Genomic DNA, 15,381 nt, shown 5'->3' on the forward strand with positions numbered 1-15,381 from the left:
TGCACGAGCAACACGGCGGTTTCAACGTGCGGAGGGACTGATATTTTATACTACATGGCAAAAATATTTTTATTGCATAGAAAAGGAGCAAATTTCTTCGTCAATTTTACTCCTTTTACCCCTTTTGAACGAAAATCACCCCTTTATGAATAAATTTACCCCTTTTTATACTCTCCCCAAAAAACACTTTATTTAAGTATAGTTATTTAGATCTTTCCTTATCATATTCCAAGGCCTGGTACTCTCTTCGCAATTCTTGTGACAGTTCTTCTTCGCTTGGAAGATATAGTTTATACTTTGACGCAAAAATCTGTGTTTCATTTTCCGGCAACGTATACTTTACTACAGATTCACTTTTATCCGCACACAGAACAATTCCTATAGGTGGATTATCCCCCTCATTCATGAGTTCACGTTCGTAATAATGTACATACATCTGCATCTGTCCTAAATCCTGATGTGTCAAATCTCCAATTTTTAAATCAATTAATACAAAGCATTTCAAGATGTAATTATAAAGACAAGATCTATTCGGAAATGCCGCCCATCAAATGTAATTTTCTTTTGTCTGGCAACAAAAGAAAAACCTCTCCCCAGTTCTAAGAGGAATTTCTGCAAATGCGTTATCAATGCTTTCTCAAGGTCGCTCTCATAGAAATCATTATTTGGCTTTAATCCCAGAAACTCTAATACATATGGATCGCGTATAATATCGTCTGGTGCTTTTGCAAGCTCCAATTTCTGGATTTCTTTCGAAACCTTTTCTTTATTCTGACTGGATAGCAATCTTTCATAAAAGAATGAATTAATTTGTTTTTTTAGCTGCCGTGTGCTCCAATTTGATTTTACTGCCTCCTCTGTATAGAATTCACGAGCGTTTTCATTTTCCACGCGCATAAGCAGGCGATAATGTGTCCAACTCAATTCGTCACGCAGTGCGTGACTATTTGGAAATGTCAAATAAAACTGTCTCATGTATTTAAGATTAGTCGGTGTAAAACCTTTCCCAAAATCTGCAGTCATCTGTTTAGATAATTCCACTATTAACCCGCTTCCATATTCTGCTTTTTCATAGCCATCCTGCCGTTCCACAATACTCTTTCCTATATTCCAATACGCTTCCACCATTGCAAAGTTTACAGTTTGATATACTTTATTTCTGACTTCATAAGAATGCTTTTAATTTGTTCATAAAATTTTTGTTCCATATTTTCTACCTTTTATATAAATGAGGAGTAATAACATAAATTAAACTATTCCTTTTTATATTCTTCTTCAACTTTTTTATTATAGCTATTATACTCATTGTATGACTTGAATATTGAATCCGATAATCTAGTTCCAGTTGATACAAGTTTAGAAAGAACTTTTAATTGCTCTGAGCACGCTATACTTTCTATTGGGTGAGGGTAATTTATTGCATGATCTATTTCTCCCCAAATTTCTTCAAACAGTGTTCTCACTTGAATTTCACAACATAAACTGTTCCCATTATTCAATTTTATAAGGTAATGAACACTTGTATAAAAAGAGTCTTTAACAACTGTATTTATACCTAAAGCTTCATAAAAATTTTGCGATTCAGGATCCCATGTGTATGCCTTCGGTGGCTCGCCTAAAATCCACTCTTTTTGATTCACCTTCTTCATTATTTCTTTATGTATAAATTTAAATTGCTCTTGGTGTAAATGTAAAATTCTTACGCCAATTAGGTCAGTAATTTCGTCAAACAAATTATCAGGAGTAATGGTAATACCTTTTTGCAATTTCCTTACTAATTTATCTTTTAAATGCTCTGGGTCTTTGATTCTTGATTTTAACGAATGAACAATCGGAAAAGGAAACTCATGTAAAGTTGGATTTTTGTCAAAAAAGGTCCAAACTTGAACGAGTAATTGTTCTAAAATAAATTGTGTTTGTCTATTTGTATAATATTTAATTACATTCTCTATATTTAGCTTATCATTAGTCACTGTAGCCATCATTTATAGTGCCTCCGTCCTTAGCAGTAAATCTTGAGCAAAAGTAATATATTCATCTAACGTTTCCTTATATTTCCTATAATGTCCAGAATTAGGTTTTTCAACTAATGTATCTAAACCTTTCTTTTCATATTCTGCATAAGTCTCAGGCACTAGCCACATAGGGCATTTTAATGCTTGTGCCACCGATGGAAAAGTATTATGTGAATACATAACAGCAACCCCACCTATAGGTTCCATAATATCTTCACAATTCACTCGGTTACTTGGTTTTATAAATTTGTCGATTATACTAGGCATTGCCTTTACATAAGAATAATGTGCTTGAGCTAAATCATATGAATTTAAATTTTTAGATTGTTTTTTTGCATTATATATTGTATAACCAAGAAATTGAACAAATTTTTGCGGAAACTTTTTTCTTTTTACGCTTGATATCAGTTGATATATGGTGTTAAACTCATTTTGCCATTGTTCTAGTGAATTTCCAATATTACGTATGCCATACATACTAAACATATCCGGTAATGCAGGTATTAAAAATCCATCAACAGTAGATATTATTACTTTATTTAAGATTCCTAAACTTGGTGATGTATCTATTAGTATATAATCATAATTTTTGATAGAATTGTACTTCTCACATATTCTACGTATATTGATTATAGTCCTAATGCTTAAATTGTCACTTTGGTACAAACCACTCCATCTTTCTGATAGTTTATTCTCGTATTTATGCAGTGAAAGCCTTCCTGGAATTAATGAAACATTACTGTTTACTTTGACAGTAGGCGGAAGTTCTGATAATTCATCTAAACCATCCTCCGCTGGTTTTAATAAAAAATGAATAGAGCGAGGTTTTTCTAAAATACAATCTAATCCGTCCGCTTTAATAGCAGCTTCAAAATCATCAATGTATTTATCTTCTTCTTTCCAAATTGCATGCAATTCCTCTTCATCCATAGCTGAAATAGTCAAGTTACATTGAGGATCTAGATCTACCAACAATACTTTTTTTCCCATTTCTCCAAGCGCACAACCTAAATGATAACATAACGTAGACTTGCCAACCCCACCTTTATTGTTAAATAAAGAAATAATTTTCATTTTGTTTTAGTCCTCCTAAATTTTTATTAATCCTATAAATTCTTTTCTATCATATACTTTAGCATACATTTTTTGACTTTTTATTGAGCTCTGTATACTATCTTCTAAATAAACAATCTATAAAACAAATAACAGACATATACTAACATTAATTTGACCACGTCCCACGTCTTCTGTTTCTGTATATATGTTTTGCCAAATTGTATCTTTTACATATCAAGACCCTATTTTTTGAACTACCCTGCATTATCCCCATCCCCACTAAGACGGAAACTTATCCATCTCTATTCCTTTAAAAACACAACTCCATTTTCTCCAAATAATCCCGCAAACCCGCCAAGAATCAAGGTTTCCGAACGAGAAGGCAAGCGGTTTCCACGTGCACCGTCTCACAAAACTGATCCACCGCCACACACTTCTCCACCCGGTACCCCCGTCCCAATATCATCTCCAAATCCCGCACCAAACTAGTCGCCTTACAAGAAATATAAACAATCCGTTCCACCTGATAATCCAATATCTTAGGCAGTGCCTTAGGATGTATCCCATCCCGCGGAGGATCCAGCACGATCACATCCGGCTTATCCTCAATCTCATCCAGCACCTTAAACACATCCCCCGCAATAAACCGGCAATTATCCAGCCCATTCCTCTCTGCATTCTCCCTGGCTGCCTCCACAGCCTCCTCAACAATCTCAACCCCAATCACCTGTTTTGCCACCGGAGCCAGCACCTGCCCAATCGTCCCCGTCCCGCTGAACAGATCAAAGACCGTCATATTCTGAATATCCCCGATATACTCCCGCACCGTCTCATAAAGCACCTCAGCACCTCTGGAATTAGGCTGAAAGAAAGAGAACGGAGTGATCTTGAATTCCATCCCCAATATCTTCTCATAAAAATAATCTTTCCCATAAAGAATCCGCGTCTCATCACTCTGTACCACATCGGAAAGCGAATCATTCAGAATATGAAGAATCCCCACAATCTCCCCTTCCAATTTCAACTCCAAAAGCCTCTCCACAAGCCCGCTTAAATCGTGTTCTTCCTGCGTCGTCGTCACCAGATTCACCAGGATCTCCCCGGTCGTATCCCCGCGTCTCAAAAGCAGATGCCTCAGATACCCAACATGCTGCATCTTCCTGTAATACCCCACATTCCGCTCTTTAAAATACTCCAGAACGCACAACAGAATCTGGTTCATATCCTCATGCACCAGCATGCAGTCTCCTGCTGTCAGCACATCATAAGTACTCCCTTTCTTGTGAAGCCCCAGCGACAGCGGGCCGTCCTTATACTCATCCCCAAAGGAAAACTCCATTTTATTTCGATACCGGAACTCTTTCGGACTGGCCTTAATCCCCTCATTGTCATAAGGCTCCTTCACAACCGCATCCAGAAGCTCTTTCACCTGCCCGGCCTTCATTTTCAACTGTTCATCATACCCCATAGTCTGATACATACAGCCCCCGCATGCCGGGAATATACTACATACCGGTTCCCGTGTTTCCAGGGGCGACTTTTCCAGAACCTCCAGCAGCCTGCCCTCCGCGTTCCCCTTTTTAAACTTATTTACCACAAACCGAATCTTCTGACCGGGTATCCCGTTTTTTACAGTGACATACCGTTCCTCTTCCGCGACCCACACCAGCCCCTTATTTGGAAACTCTACCTTTTCTATGGTACCTTCAAATACTTGTCCTTTTTTCATCATCTTCTCCTGAATCATTCTATACATAAAAATGGACAGGGTGCAGTGTTCCCGCCACATCCTGTCCATGATTTAGTTCGGTTGCCTGATTATACCTGGTCTTCCTCACTGAAATAGTCATCAAAGTCATCGTCAAAATCTTCTTCAAAGTCTTCCAGATAATCCGGTGTAAAGAAACGATATACTGCATATGCAATACCTGCTACAGCAGCTACGGCACCTACAATTGCCAGAACCCAGAGCACTGTATTTTTCTGCTTGTCGTCCTCTTTCTTACGCAGTAATTCATTTAATTTTGTCTCGGCAATTAATTCCTCTACTTTGCTCATATTTCCACGTCCTTTCCCCATCTTGTCGATACAGGTTTACTTTAGGTTATTATATCACTATCATTTTCAGATTACTACTTATTTATGCCAATTTTATATAAATTCTATATTTTTCTGAGCTTGGCAAATGAGGCAAACATTTTCTTTGTTCCCGCTGTGTCGAAATCTACTGTCACTTCAAAATCGCGGCCGCCTTCTGTGATATCCCTTACCAGCCCTTCGCCGAATTTCATATGGCGCACGCGGTCCCCAACGGTATAATCCAGGCTTTTTTCTTTTGTTACGGTAAACTGTTTCCCCACTTTTGCCGGGGCAAATGCCTTTGTCTTAAACAGCTGTTTTGCCTGCTGGTATGTATTTTGTGCCGGCATTTCGTATGTTTCCCCGAAGTCCGCGCCTGTTTCCAGCAGTTCCTGCGGAATTTCTTTTAAAAACCGGGACATTTTATTAAACTGCGTTTCTCCGCGAATCATCCGCCTCCTGGCGCAGCTGACTGTCAGTTCTTTTTCCGCGCGCGTGATCCCAACATAGCAGAGCCTTCTTTCTTCTTCCAGTTCATCGATATCATCTGATGTAATCGTCATATAACTCGGAAACAGCCCATCTTCCATCCCTGCCAGATAGACATGGGGGAATTCCAGACCTTTGGCGCTGTGCAGTGTCATCAGCACCACATAATCCTGATTCTCATCCAGGCTGTCTATATCCGCCACCAGGGCCACCTCTTCCAGAAAGCCGCTGAGCGTAGGCTTCTCGTCCTGTTCAAGGCAGTTTTCCTCATAGGCTGCTATTTTACTTAGAAGCTCATCGATATTTTCAATACGCGACTGCGCATCTTCCTTATCCTCCGCTTCCAGATTTTCCACATATCCAGTCTTCTCAATGATCTCGTTCATTAAGTCAGAAATGCTGTCCACCCGGGCCCGTGTTTTAAAATATTCGATCAACGCCACAAATGACTCCAGCTTTGCCGTGCTCCGCCCGATATTGGGGATCAGATCCAAGCCCAGCAGCGCCTCATAGAATCCGATTTCACGCTCCAGGGCCGATTCCTGTACGCGGTTGATGGTTGTCAGGCCAATGCCCCGCTTCGGCACATTGATGATACGTCTGACAGCCAGGTCATCCTGCCCGTTATCAATCGTTTTCAAATAAGCCAGCAGGTCCTTAATCTCCCGCCTTGCGTAGAAATTGACACCGCCGACTATCTTATATGGTATGTTAGAGGAAACAAAACGTTCCTCAAACAGACGCGACTGTGCATTCGTCCGATACAGGATTGCATGGTCGTTGTAAGTGGAGCCTTCTTCTTTCACATGTTTCCGGATATCCTCCGCAATAAACTCTGCCTCATCGTAACCCGTATCAAACTGGCGGCACTGGATCTTTTCGCCCTCTCCGTTGTCTGTCCAGAGCGTCTTTTCCTTTCTGCCGCAGTTGTTGCTGATCACTGCATTTGCAGCATTCAGTATATTAGAGGTGGAACGGTAATTCTGCTCCAGCTTGATCACTCTTGCATCCTGAAATTCCTGTTCAAAGTTCAAAATATTTTTAATATTAGCTCCGCGGAATTTGTAGATCGACTGGTCATCGTCACCGACTACGCAGAGGTTTTTATATTTTCCCGCAAGAAGGCTTACAAACTTAAACTGCACCGTATTGGTATCCTGGTACTCGTCCACCATGATATAGCGGAAACGCTCCTGATAATTCTCCAGTACGTCCGGCTGGGTCTGGAAGAGCTGTACTGTCTTCACAAGCAGGTCGTCAAAGTCCAGCGCATTATTGGCGCGCAGCTGTTTCTCATATTCCCGGTAAACCTTTGCGATCTTCTGTTTCCCGTAATCTCCCGCCGCATTAAGTTCATATTCTTCCGGAGTGACCAACTCATCCTTGGCGGAAGAGATCGCTCCAAGAAGGCTTCTTTCCTTATAAACCTTGGTATCAATATCGATTAGTTTACAGACATCCTTCATCAGAGTCTTCTGATCGTCCGCATCATAGATTGTAAAATTATTGTCATATCCCAGCCGGTCGATATATCTCCGCAAAATTCTCACGCAGGTCGAATGGAAGGTGCTCACCCAGATGCTTTCTGAACCGAACCCCACCAGTTTGTCCACTCTCTCACGCATCTCGCCGGCCGCCTTGTTTGTAAAGGTGATGGCCAGTATATTCCAGGGATTTACGCCCTTTTCCTCGATCAGATAAGCAATCCGGTGTGTCAGGACCCGCGTTTTTCCCGAACCCGCACCGGCCAGTATCAGAAGCGGGCCATCCGTGCAGTATACCGCCTCTCTCTGCTGTTCATTCAATGTATCGTATATACTCATATGTATCTCCTGTCTGCTTTACATCTTATCTAAGAGATTATAATACAAAACAAGAGTTCTGTCACGCAAAAATCAGTTTTCCCTCTTCATTTTTCCCCTCTTTCCCAATCCATTCCTTCGGTTTTCCGACATGCTTTGCTGCGTAACTGCCGCAGAACCTTTTCCTCCATTGAAGACTGCGGCTTAAAATGCTATACTATAATCTGTAGGTTTGCTGCAGACCCGCCCGCCAGGGCATATATTAAGGACAGTCCTTTGGGGTTCCTTTAAACTGCAGCTATACTGCATACCTGACACTTTCAGATTTTTTACAGAAAGGACGTGTTATTATATGGAAAAAAATTATAGAGCTGAACTTACCGGAGTTTTTGGGGATCCCGTGGACGGAAATCCGACCGGCGTCATGGAGGAGGCCGGATATGAGGCCCTGAATCTCAATTACCGATACATAACCATGCAGGTCAGGTCCGAAGATCTGGAGGCGGCTTTTCTCGGTGCAAAAGCAGTCAATATGAGAGGGGTGAATCTGACCATGCCACATAAGATCACGATTATCCCCTACCTTGACCAGCTGTCAGAGGCTGCCCGGATTATCGGCGCCGTCAATACCGTGATCAATAATAACGGAACCTGGATCGGGGAAAATACAGACGGGAAAGGCTTTGTCCTGGCCCTCAAAGATAAGGGTGTTTCCCCCGAGGGCAAGACAGTCACCATCCTTGGAGCCGGCGGGGCCGCCCGTGCCATTGCAGTAGAATGCGCCCTCGCCGGAGCCCAAAAGATCCTGATTATTAACCGTAATGAGGGAAGAGGCAGGGAACTGGCAGAACTGATTGCATCACAGACGGGCACTGATTCCGAGTACCTTCCCTGGACACCTGGCATGGATATTCCCGCAAAGACCCAGATTCTGATCCAGGGAACTTCCATTGGCCTCCATCCTAATGTGGAACAGAAACCAGATATAAACTACGAGAGTATCACTGAAAATATGATCGCATGCGATGTAGTTTTCAATCCGGTCATGCCGCTCTTTCTGAAAGAAGCGCAGACCCGTGGAGCCCAAATTATAACCGGGATCGGGATGCTGGTACGGCAGGGCGCTTTAAATTTTGAATTCTGGACCGGCATGCCCGCCCCCGTTGACGTTATGTATCAAACTTTGGAGAATGAATTCCGAGCAGTGGATTAACATAATAGTGCAAAATGAATTTATTCATTTTACTCTTAAAAATGCTTGCCATCTAGTATTGATTACTATATAATAAAGTCATTGAGGTGATAATATGACAATTAATACGAATGATATGCTGAACAGTATTTTAGAAAGTATCTCCCGCATTGATTATATTCATCCGGAAGACATCCCCAATATAGATTTATATATGGATCAGGTCACGACTTTCATGGATGCTCAGCTTGCATCGACAAAACGCTATCATGAGGATAAGATTCTCACAAAAACCATGATCAACAATTACGCCAAGAACAATCTCCTTCCTCCCCCTGTCAAGAAGAAGTACACGAAGGAGCATGTGCTTGTCTTGATTTTTATCTACTATTTTAAGAACATTCTTTCTATTAAAGATATAGAGACGCTGCTGAAGCCGATCACAGACAAGGCCTTCTCTGATGGGGAGACACTCGACATGACCGAGCTTTATGAAGCGATCTGTGCGATGGAAAAGGCCCAGATCAACCCGCTGCAGGAAGAGATCAGGGCGGCTTTTGAAAAAGCCGAGGAGTCATTTCCTGACGCGGCCGAGGATGACCGCAGTTATCTGCATCTGTTTTCTTTTATCTGCAGTCTCAGCTTTGATGTGTATGTCAAAAAACTGCTGATTGAAAAGATTATCGACGAACTGCCCCGTTCAGAAGGCAAACAGCCTAAAAAATAAAAGAAGGATGCTTACGCATCCTCTTTTTCGTTATTTCCAAGCCTTTCAAATACCATGTCGTATCCGTCATTCCCATAATTCAGTGAACGATTCACCCGGCTGATGGTTGCTGTGGAAGCCCCGGTTCTCTCTGCAATTTCCAGATAAGTCTTCTGTTCTCTCAGCATCTTCGCTACTTCAAAGCGCTGTGAGAGTGATAACAATTCATTGATGGTACAGATATCCTCAAAGAATGTATAACACTCTTCTTTGTTTTCCAGACTTAGTATGGCACTAAACAGATAATCTACCGCCTCTGTTCTTATCTTTTTACTCATACTACCGATCTCCTTTATCAGTCAAATGACTACCGTTACATTTTAGCACACTAAACTTGTAAAGTCTACCTTTTTATCACGTTTAATACAGTTTTAAGGCATAAAATCATTTTCCCCGTAAATTCAGCGTTCTTGGGATTTTATTGTTGCTAACGTGTTACTAACCGGATAAGTTTCATCGGTTCTGATTGATACTAATTGTGCTAGTAAATTAAGATTGAATTGGTAATTTCCATTGCAAATAAGGCCGCTTGGCAAGTCAGTGAGACCTGGTCATCTCCGGCCGGCCAACCAGCTTATATGCACTGTTGAGGATATCATGCATCCTCTGAGTTGTCATTGTCATACCAGCTGGCAGAGTAACATCCATTTTATTCCCCGTAATGTTACAGAACTCCTGGTAAAGCTGCCAGGTATCTTCCGATTCGTAGCGCATGTGTTGTGTTCTTTTGCTCATTGGTAGGTCCTCATGTTCATGGAGTTTATTCTATATATAATAGGTTACTACTAATCATCTCAAAAGTAAACATGCCGTTGCGCATAATTTTCCAAATTTTCCCTCATTCGCTTACTTTGTTAAGTATTATAATGATCTTATAAAAATAATGGAAATGGAGGAAGAAACTATGAATGATGAGATAAAGTTTACTTGTTCAGAAACGGGGGATGAAGACAATTTGTCGGAAGAAGACAAAGAGGCACTACGCCTTGGCAGAGAGTTGCTGAAAAAGAAAGAGGACGGGCCAAAGCTGTTTGAGGTCGATAAAGAATATCACAAACATTTGCAAGCAGACATAATCAAGTTCAAAAAGAACAGCCCGGAATCCTGATGGACCCGGGCTATAATTTTACTTCTGTGTTCTCTTAACCGCCGCCTGCAGCCTTGCATGCCACGGTGCCTTACTCTGCCAGCTAAAACATGGTATATCCTTACCGTTGTTGGCCTTGTAAATACTATTCAATACTGTCATTTCGTCCGGATGCGAAAGCGGATGAAAATTCAATCCATCAAAATAAATCACCGGCCCCTTGCCATCTACTGTGTAAAAACATTGCATAGTTGTTTCTCTCCCTTCATTTTTGGTTTCTTTTTTGTTAGTTACTGCGCTTCCCCCGCCCGCTAGGCGGTTCTTAAAATCATTCCAGATGCTTTCATTCCCCGGCAGCCAACCAGCCCAGCCAGGGCAGCTCTTACCACACACATCCCAGTGACGCACCACACGTTCGGTTGGGATCCCGTATCTTTTCATCAGACTTTTTGTCAGACTTACCGCATTATCGATTGTCCGGTCAGAAATCTTCCCGCCGGAGGAACACATCTCAATGCTGATGGAATTGTAATTGGTACAGAGTCCAAACAGGTTCCCACCATAATCTACACCCACCGCCCAGGCTGAATCATTAAGTGATACAACTTCATACACGTCTGATTCATCCACAAATAAATGAGCCGATGCACCTCGTTTTGTATCCCGGAAGTAATTCGCGTTGTTTTTTGCGGTATCTGTCAGGTTGCCGGTATAATGCATTACGATATACAGTCTGCCGGAATTTCCCGGAGTATAGTTGACATTGGTGTGATCTGTCACATAGTTATATCCCATGCTTACTCCTCCTGTCCTTCCATGACACCCATTAATTTTTCGATTCCGACCATTCCGAAATCCTCTACTGCCTGCGGGGTATATACTTCTTCCGTTAATACCTCTTTTTCTTCTGCCATATTGACGCTCCTTTCCTGAATAAGAGGACGCTTATTTTGCGTCCCCCGAATCCTTGTCTCTTAGCTGCAGCAAAACATTTTTTAATTTATCTGGTATAGGTGTAAACACTGCCGCATTTTCCAGCAGGCTCAGCCCCTCATTCGCGATATAAAACATAATAACGACTTCTCGTAATGGTATTGTCCCGCCGATCAGCCCCTGGATAACAAAAGATACCGCGATCACAATAAACATGACTATCTTTTTCAGTAGCCCCCTAAAACCGATTTCCGACGATAACTGTTTCGTATATATGCCTTTGATCCACCCAGTAATATAATCAGCAATTGCCAGAAACACGATCGTCTTTAGCAGCACATCCCATCCTCCCAGCCAGTATGTAAGGAAGCCTCCGGCCATTCCGAATACGATGCTAATCCAGTTAAATAATTTCTCCATTTTCTTCATTTACCTCACTCTTTCTTATTCTGCTGATTCCACGGCCAATTCTTCCATACCGGAATCAATCAAAATCTCTTTGACCTGTTCCTTCAACAGCCTTGGTACCTTCTCATAAGTCTTCTTTCCCAGCATTATCTGCTGTGCCCATAACATTGCCATCATTTCTTTACCTCCATTATTTTGTAATAATATTAATAAATTTGTTATTAAATCTATCATTATTGATACACCAATTCAGACATTTCTAAAATGCATTGCGTAAGCATATCGTTTTGCTCTTTTAACGCTGCATTTTCTCTTTCGAGATCCGCAATCCTGGTTTCTGTGTCCTTTCCTTCCTGCTGCATTTCAACAATCCAAATTCCGCCGGAATTCTCTCGGATATACGAAAAAACCGTATAGTTCTCATACACTTCATCTGTGCCAGCTATTTCGATCCTGGACGTAGTACAAGGATCTGTAAACAAGTGTTTTAACTGTTCATATACGGTGTTAATCACATTGACTTGCATGATCCCGTCAGCTGCAGTTATAGACTGGGCTTTCAGTGTCTGCCCATCCTTAAACAATAACTTCATAAGCTTCCTCCTTTCAAGAAAAAAGAGCCTTTCGGCTCCGATCAACAAGTTACATACCTTCACTAAATAGCAATTTGACTGTAAAAACTCGGACGATTGAGGGAGCGTACTTAAACATGCAGGTTACATCGTATGGGGAGATTGCATGGGTAAGAATATCCGGTTACCCTAAAGTCGCTATGAAGCAAGGTCAGGAATATAAGCTCTTTCAGCCATCTTCTGAAACGCCCCGATACGGTCTTTATCGAAGGGTCAACATATCTTCGACAGCGGGTTTTGTCTTCCAGATGTCAGCGGAAAATGCAGAGATAACTATTACACCATTTGGGGCAGACCTATCTACTACGACCGGAGTCAACGTCTCCGAATGCTACATTATGAAATGATTATAATCCGATATCTAATACAGCTTAAAGAGGCTGGTATGTATGCCGGCAGTTGCAGCCGTACTCCAGACAGCATATACTCTGTTGCTGGATGTCTTTGCGAGTTTAGGGTATAACGCTTCTGATCCGCCGTCTATCTTAATAAGTACCGGTGCGGCATCGGCGGCGCCCATTATTATCAGGTATACACTCTGCTTCCCGGTGGAAGCTGTGGAATTAAGCACAGCCAAGAATGCACAGTTGGTAAAATTCCCTGGATACAACTGGGATCCGGCAAACGACAGTACATTATCAGCAGAGTATTCTGCTGTAACTGAAGCGATGAATTGATGGTCAAATCTTAAGCCACCTAATTTTTCCCAATTGCTATTTAGTTGTCCAAGTAGCGACGTTAAGTCCTTTATCGTTCTCGGCATTTCGCATATGCGCTCTACTGCTTCAATCGCCAACCCATTAATCCGCACCCTGTATAGTGGCATTTCACTTTCAAATGCCCCGGCCCTTATATCCTGATTATTTGGTGTCGGATCCGTAGCTGTTGACCCTGTCTGACCTTTTAGGACAGCAAGGCTGACTCCCTCAACGCCTGTGGCCTCATCCTTGGCATACCTCATTACAATCATGTCGTTCCTTAATAACCCTGCTGTACCGTTCTCGATCTCCACGTCCTCATAAGCGCCCTCCTCAATAGCGCATACCCTTCCGTACCCAACAAAAACCCCGTCAAAGATACGCACTTTGTTGGCAGTCACAGCCTCGGCCTTCATTTTCTCACCAACATTAAGTATGCAAGGCTCTTTTCCAATAATGCCGGCATTAAGGTCTGCGTCCTGTTCCGCTGTCACGTGCTGCTGACCCCAATACCCTGTTACTAATTCTAATGCCATTTTTCTTTCTCCTTTCATTATGTACTGCCGCAATCATATGGGTAATCATATGGGTAGTCATACTGATGATTCCCTGCGGGCCTGTATCTGCTGACAAATCCTCTTGGATATTCATAGGGATAATCTGTGGTTTCTTTAATAGTAACCCGTATTTGAAACCGTTCATTTGTCATAACCGGATTATTGCTTATCTCTATTTCGGTTATTTCCAGCATCATACCACCTCGATCCGCGCCCTTGCTTTTCTTATGGAATCTGCTACCTTATATGTTACCTCAAGCACATACAACTCGCTCTTTGTTTTTGGGGACAACTTTATATCGAGATAGTGCCCATCTATCTCGCATTCCCCACTTATCTCTGTTTCTCCATATATGGATAAAACATATGTTGCTTCCAGAATTGTAAATGGCTCATCGTTCGGGGATCTTACTTTAAGTTTTACATGTTTGTCTTCGCCCAGGATATATCTAAATCGTTGCATGGCAACATCTCCTCCCTTCATGGTTCGGATATATGATGTCTACTATATAATCTTCGCTCATTATTTCCACATAATAGTCATATGGGAGAAGCTCAACACGTAATGTATCCGGATCAACAATAAGCAACATTTTGGTTCTGTATGCGGTAAGTCCCCGGTCATTCACTGCTGTAACTTCAACTACATACATCCCGTCTAAATCATAGGGGACTGTGATTGCCCATAAATCCCCTTCAACTCGTTCAAACACAACATCTTTCCCGTCTACTTTTCCAGTTATTCCCATAATCATAGGCTCACCGTCTAGTCTGTCGCTTCCACGGAAATGACAAAAGTCTTACCGGCATCTACCGGGTTCGGAGTAAGGGTAATTTGTCTAATCACCGGTGCGCCGGTATCAAGGGTGACATTGCGTACAACTGTCGTTGTCTTTCCAGCCCTATCAGTTGCAATGACCGTGATGACATTTGCACCAGCTGATAGTGTAATGACTTTGCTGAAGGTACCATCCTGATTAACGGTAACTTCTTCTCCGTTTATAGTTACAGCTACTGGCTTCGATGTCGTATCATCCGTTGTACCTGATACAGTAAGTTCCCTTTTATTTGTAATCAAGCCTTCGACTGGGTTGGTTACGGATAGTGATGGCGGTATCGTATCAATAGTAAATCTCACAGATTTGGCACCAGCTGCATTCCCATCATTATCAGAAGCATTTACAGTAATTGTATGTTCCCCGTCTGACAATGCCGTATTCGGGGTATACGTACAGTTATAGCCACCCGTAATAGCTGTTTTTACAATATCTGCTGCTGCAATTGCCTTCCCATCAATAGTAAGGGATATTGTATCTGGTGACACGCCCGAATCATTATCGGTAATTTTAAATGCAATCGCTGGATTTGCATTTGTGATAAATGCGGATGCAGTTGGGTATGTGATGGCAATGACTGGGGCAACTTTTTCGAGTACTCGTATTTTAAGTTTATCCCCCAGTGTGCTATGTGTTTCGTTAACAGTGGTTATGTTTCCCGCATTATCTTCCACTGTTACTGACCCACCATATTTATGTCCAGACTGTGAATAGCTTGATTTAGACGGGGCCGTTATGGTTGCTTCATATTTCCCTGTCTGCGAATTGTAGGTCAGGTCATAAACCTGTCCCTGAAATGTATATTTAGCTGTTTTTACTGACATATTATCC

Annotated in this window: 19 protein-coding genes and 1 pseudogene; 3 read left to right on the forward strand and 17 right to left on the reverse strand. The window is 41.9% G+C overall.

Features of this window, described 5'->3' with window-relative positions; translation table 11 throughout:
• Window positions 1-202 precede the first annotated feature (202 nt).
• From BN1938_RS24090 to pcrA, 6 genes and pseudogenes are all read right to left on the reverse strand, one after another.
• Window positions 203-1,128: pseudogene (locus BN1938_RS24090) on the reverse strand (YhcG family protein).
• A gap of 125 nt (window positions 1,129-1,253) precedes the next feature.
• Window positions 1,254-1,985, reverse strand: coding sequence for a RelA/SpoT domain-containing protein (locus BN1938_RS14025; protein ID WP_197278220.1), 732 nt, complete (start codon window positions 1,983-1,985; stop codon window positions 1,254-1,256).
• Window positions 1,986-3,089, reverse strand: a complete 1,104-nt coding sequence (locus BN1938_RS14030; RefSeq protein WP_050641206.1) for a ParA family protein — start codon at window positions 3,087-3,089, stop codon at window positions 1,986-1,988.
• 343 nt (window positions 3,090-3,432) lie between these two features.
• Entirely contained in the window at window positions 3,433-4,800 is a 1,368-nt protein-coding gene (gene rlmD, locus BN1938_RS14035) for a 23S rRNA (uracil(1939)-C(5))-methyltransferase RlmD (protein WP_050642703.1), read from the reverse strand.
• 89 nt (window positions 4,801-4,889) lie between these two features.
• Window positions 4,890-5,129: a hypothetical protein gene (locus tag BN1938_RS14040; RefSeq protein WP_025655409.1), complete on the reverse strand. Its 240-nt coding sequence runs from the start codon at window positions 5,127-5,129 to the stop codon at window positions 4,890-4,892.
• A 104-nt stretch (window positions 5,130-5,233) separates the two neighbouring features.
• The gene (gene pcrA, locus BN1938_RS14045; RefSeq protein ID WP_050641207.1) at window positions 5,234-7,462 is read right to left on the reverse strand and encodes a DNA helicase PcrA; all 2,229 of its coding nucleotides are present in this window, start codon (window positions 7,460-7,462) and stop codon (window positions 5,234-5,236) included.
• Window positions 7,463-7,793: 331 nt separating this feature from the next.
• Here pcrA and aroE point away from each other — a divergent pair, with 331 nt between their 5' ends.
• Both aroE and BN1938_RS14055 read left to right on the forward strand, forming a co-directional pair.
• On the forward strand, window positions 7,794-8,654 hold the full coding sequence (gene aroE / locus BN1938_RS14050) for a shikimate dehydrogenase (RefSeq protein WP_050641208.1): 861 nt from the start codon (window positions 7,794-7,796) through the stop codon (window positions 8,652-8,654).
• Between the two features lie 94 nt (window positions 8,655-8,748).
• Window positions 8,749-9,360, forward strand: a complete 612-nt coding sequence (locus BN1938_RS14055; RefSeq protein ID WP_050641209.1) for a DUF1836 domain-containing protein — start codon at window positions 8,749-8,751, stop codon at window positions 9,358-9,360.
• Between the two features lie 11 nt (window positions 9,361-9,371).
• Here BN1938_RS14055 and BN1938_RS14060 read toward each other — a convergent pair whose 3' ends face one another.
• Together BN1938_RS14060 and BN1938_RS14065 are read right to left on the reverse strand one after the other, a co-directional pair.
• Entirely contained in the window at window positions 9,372-9,677 is a 306-nt protein-coding gene (locus BN1938_RS14060) for a YerC/YecD family TrpR-related protein (protein ID WP_025655402.1), read from the reverse strand.
• 259 nt (window positions 9,678-9,936) lie between these two features.
• Complete coding sequence (locus BN1938_RS14065) at window positions 9,937-10,134, reverse strand: hypothetical protein (RefSeq protein WP_050641210.1); 198 nt, start codon at window positions 10,132-10,134, stop codon at window positions 9,937-9,939.
• A 169-nt stretch (window positions 10,135-10,303) separates the two neighbouring features.
• Here BN1938_RS14065 and BN1938_RS14070 point away from each other — a divergent pair, with 169 nt between their 5' ends.
• The gene (locus BN1938_RS14070) at window positions 10,304-10,507 is read left to right on the forward strand and encodes a hypothetical protein (protein ID WP_050641211.1); all 204 of its coding nucleotides are present in this window, start codon (window positions 10,304-10,306) and stop codon (window positions 10,505-10,507) included.
• 18 nt (window positions 10,508-10,525) lie between these two features.
• Here BN1938_RS14070 and BN1938_RS14075 read toward each other — a convergent pair whose 3' ends face one another.
• The 9 genes from BN1938_RS14075 to BN1938_RS14120 all read right to left on the reverse strand — a co-directional run bounded on the left by BN1938_RS14075 (window position 10,526) and on the right by BN1938_RS14120 (window position 15,374).
• Window positions 10,526-11,281: a peptidoglycan recognition protein family protein gene (locus BN1938_RS14075; RefSeq protein ID WP_050641212.1), complete on the reverse strand. Its 756-nt coding sequence runs from the start codon at window positions 11,279-11,281 to the stop codon at window positions 10,526-10,528.
• Window positions 11,282-11,431: 150 nt separating this feature from the next.
• Window positions 11,432-11,848, reverse strand: a complete 417-nt coding sequence (locus tag BN1938_RS14080) for a phage holin family protein (RefSeq protein ID WP_330581577.1) — start codon at window positions 11,846-11,848, stop codon at window positions 11,432-11,434.
• A 15-nt stretch (window positions 11,849-11,863) separates the two neighbouring features.
• On the reverse strand, window positions 11,864-12,004 hold the full coding sequence (locus BN1938_RS14085) for a CD1375 family protein (protein ID WP_156320706.1): 141 nt from the start codon (window positions 12,002-12,004) through the stop codon (window positions 11,864-11,866).
• Between the two features lie 56 nt (window positions 12,005-12,060).
• Complete coding sequence (locus BN1938_RS14090) at window positions 12,061-12,420, reverse strand: hypothetical protein (protein ID WP_050641214.1); 360 nt, start codon at window positions 12,418-12,420, stop codon at window positions 12,061-12,063.
• A 400-nt stretch (window positions 12,421-12,820) separates the two neighbouring features.
• The gene (locus BN1938_RS14100; RefSeq protein WP_050641215.1) at window positions 12,821-13,693 is read right to left on the reverse strand and encodes a hypothetical protein; all 873 of its coding nucleotides are present in this window, start codon (window positions 13,691-13,693) and stop codon (window positions 12,821-12,823) included.
• A 17-nt stretch (window positions 13,694-13,710) separates the two neighbouring features.
• Window positions 13,711-13,911, reverse strand: a complete 201-nt coding sequence (locus tag BN1938_RS14105; RefSeq protein WP_148487220.1) for a hypothetical protein — start codon at window positions 13,909-13,911, stop codon at window positions 13,711-13,713.
• Entirely contained in the window at window positions 13,908-14,177 is a 270-nt protein-coding gene (locus BN1938_RS14110) for a hypothetical protein (protein ID WP_050641217.1), read from the reverse strand. Before BN1938_RS14110 ends, BN1938_RS14105 begins: the two co-directional genes overlap by 4 nt.
• Window positions 14,164-14,469 (reverse strand): PF13754 domain-containing protein, encoded by a 306-nt coding sequence (locus BN1938_RS14115; RefSeq protein ID WP_050641218.1) that lies wholly within the window; start codon window positions 14,467-14,469, stop codon window positions 14,164-14,166. The genes BN1938_RS14110 and BN1938_RS14115 overlap by 14 nt, the downstream gene beginning before the upstream one ends.
• 11 nt (window positions 14,470-14,480) lie before the next feature.
• Window positions 14,481-15,374, reverse strand: coding sequence for an Ig-like domain-containing protein (locus tag BN1938_RS14120; protein ID WP_050641219.1), 894 nt, complete (start codon window positions 15,372-15,374; stop codon window positions 14,481-14,483).
• Between the last annotated feature and the right edge of the window lie 7 nt (window positions 15,375-15,381).

It is taken from the genome of Eubacterium sp. SB2 (assembly GCF_001244405.1).
Classification (GTDB): Bacteria; Bacillota; Clostridia; order Lachnospirales; family Lachnospiraceae; genus Faecalicatena; species Faecalicatena contortus_B.

Bases quoted from the DNA above. Each gene is read 5' to 3' on its own strand.
- BN1938_RS14025 (WP_197278220.1), bottom strand. From the start codon at position 1,985: ATGATGGCTACAGTGACTAATGATAAGCTAAATATAGAGAATGTAATT.
- BN1938_RS14030 (WP_050641206.1), bottom strand. From the start codon at position 3,089: ATGAAAATTATTTCTTTATTTAACAATAAAGGTGGGGTTGGCAAGTCT.
- rlmD (WP_050642703.1), bottom strand. From the start codon at position 4,800: ATGAAAAAAGGACAAGTATTTGAAGGTACCATAGAAAAGGTAGAGTTT.
- BN1938_RS14040 (WP_025655409.1), bottom strand. From the start codon at position 5,129: ATGAGCAAAGTAGAGGAATTAATTGCCGAGACAAAATTAAATGAATTA.
- pcrA (WP_050641207.1), bottom strand. From the start codon at position 7,462: ATGAGTATATACGATACATTGAATGAACAGCAGAGAGAGGCGGTATAC.
- aroE (WP_050641208.1), top strand. From the start codon at position 7,794: ATGGAAAAAAATTATAGAGCTGAACTTACCGGAGTTTTTGGGGATCCC.
- BN1938_RS14055 (WP_050641209.1), top strand. From the start codon at position 8,749: ATGACAATTAATACGAATGATATGCTGAACAGTATTTTAGAAAGTATC.
- BN1938_RS14060 (WP_025655402.1), bottom strand. From the start codon at position 9,677: ATGAGTAAAAAGATAAGAACAGAGGCGGTAGATTATCTGTTTAGTGCC.
- BN1938_RS14065 (WP_050641210.1), bottom strand. From the start codon at position 10,134: ATGAGCAAAAGAACACAACACATGCGCTACGAATCGGAAGATACCTGG.
- BN1938_RS14070 (WP_050641211.1), top strand. From the start codon at position 10,304: ATGAATGATGAGATAAAGTTTACTTGTTCAGAAACGGGGGATGAAGAC.
- BN1938_RS14075 (WP_050641212.1), bottom strand. From the start codon at position 11,281: ATGGGATATAACTATGTGACAGATCACACCAATGTCAACTATACTCCG.
- BN1938_RS14080 (WP_330581577.1), bottom strand. From the start codon at position 11,848: ATGAAGAAAATGGAGAAATTATTTAACTGGATTAGCATCGTATTCGGA.
- BN1938_RS14085 (WP_156320706.1), bottom strand. From the start codon at position 12,004: ATGATGGCAATGTTATGGGCACAGCAGATAATGCTGGGAAAGAAGACT.
- BN1938_RS14090 (WP_050641214.1), bottom strand. From the start codon at position 12,420: ATGAAGTTATTGTTTAAGGATGGGCAGACACTGAAAGCCCAGTCTATA.
- BN1938_RS14100 (WP_050641215.1), bottom strand. From the start codon at position 13,693: ATGGCATTAGAATTAGTAACAGGGTATTGGGGTCAGCAGCACGTGACA.
- BN1938_RS14105 (WP_148487220.1), bottom strand. From the start codon at position 13,911: ATGATGCTGGAAATAACCGAAATAGAGATAAGCAATAATCCGGTTATG.
- BN1938_RS14110 (WP_050641217.1), bottom strand. From the start codon at position 14,177: ATGCAACGATTTAGATATATCCTGGGCGAAGACAAACATGTAAAACTT.
- BN1938_RS14115 (WP_050641218.1), bottom strand. From the start codon at position 14,469: ATGATTATGGGAATAACTGGAAAAGTAGACGGGAAAGATGTTGTGTTT.
- BN1938_RS14120 (WP_050641219.1), bottom strand. From the start codon at position 15,374: ATGTCAGTAAAAACAGCTAAATATACATTTCAGGGACAGGTTTATGAC.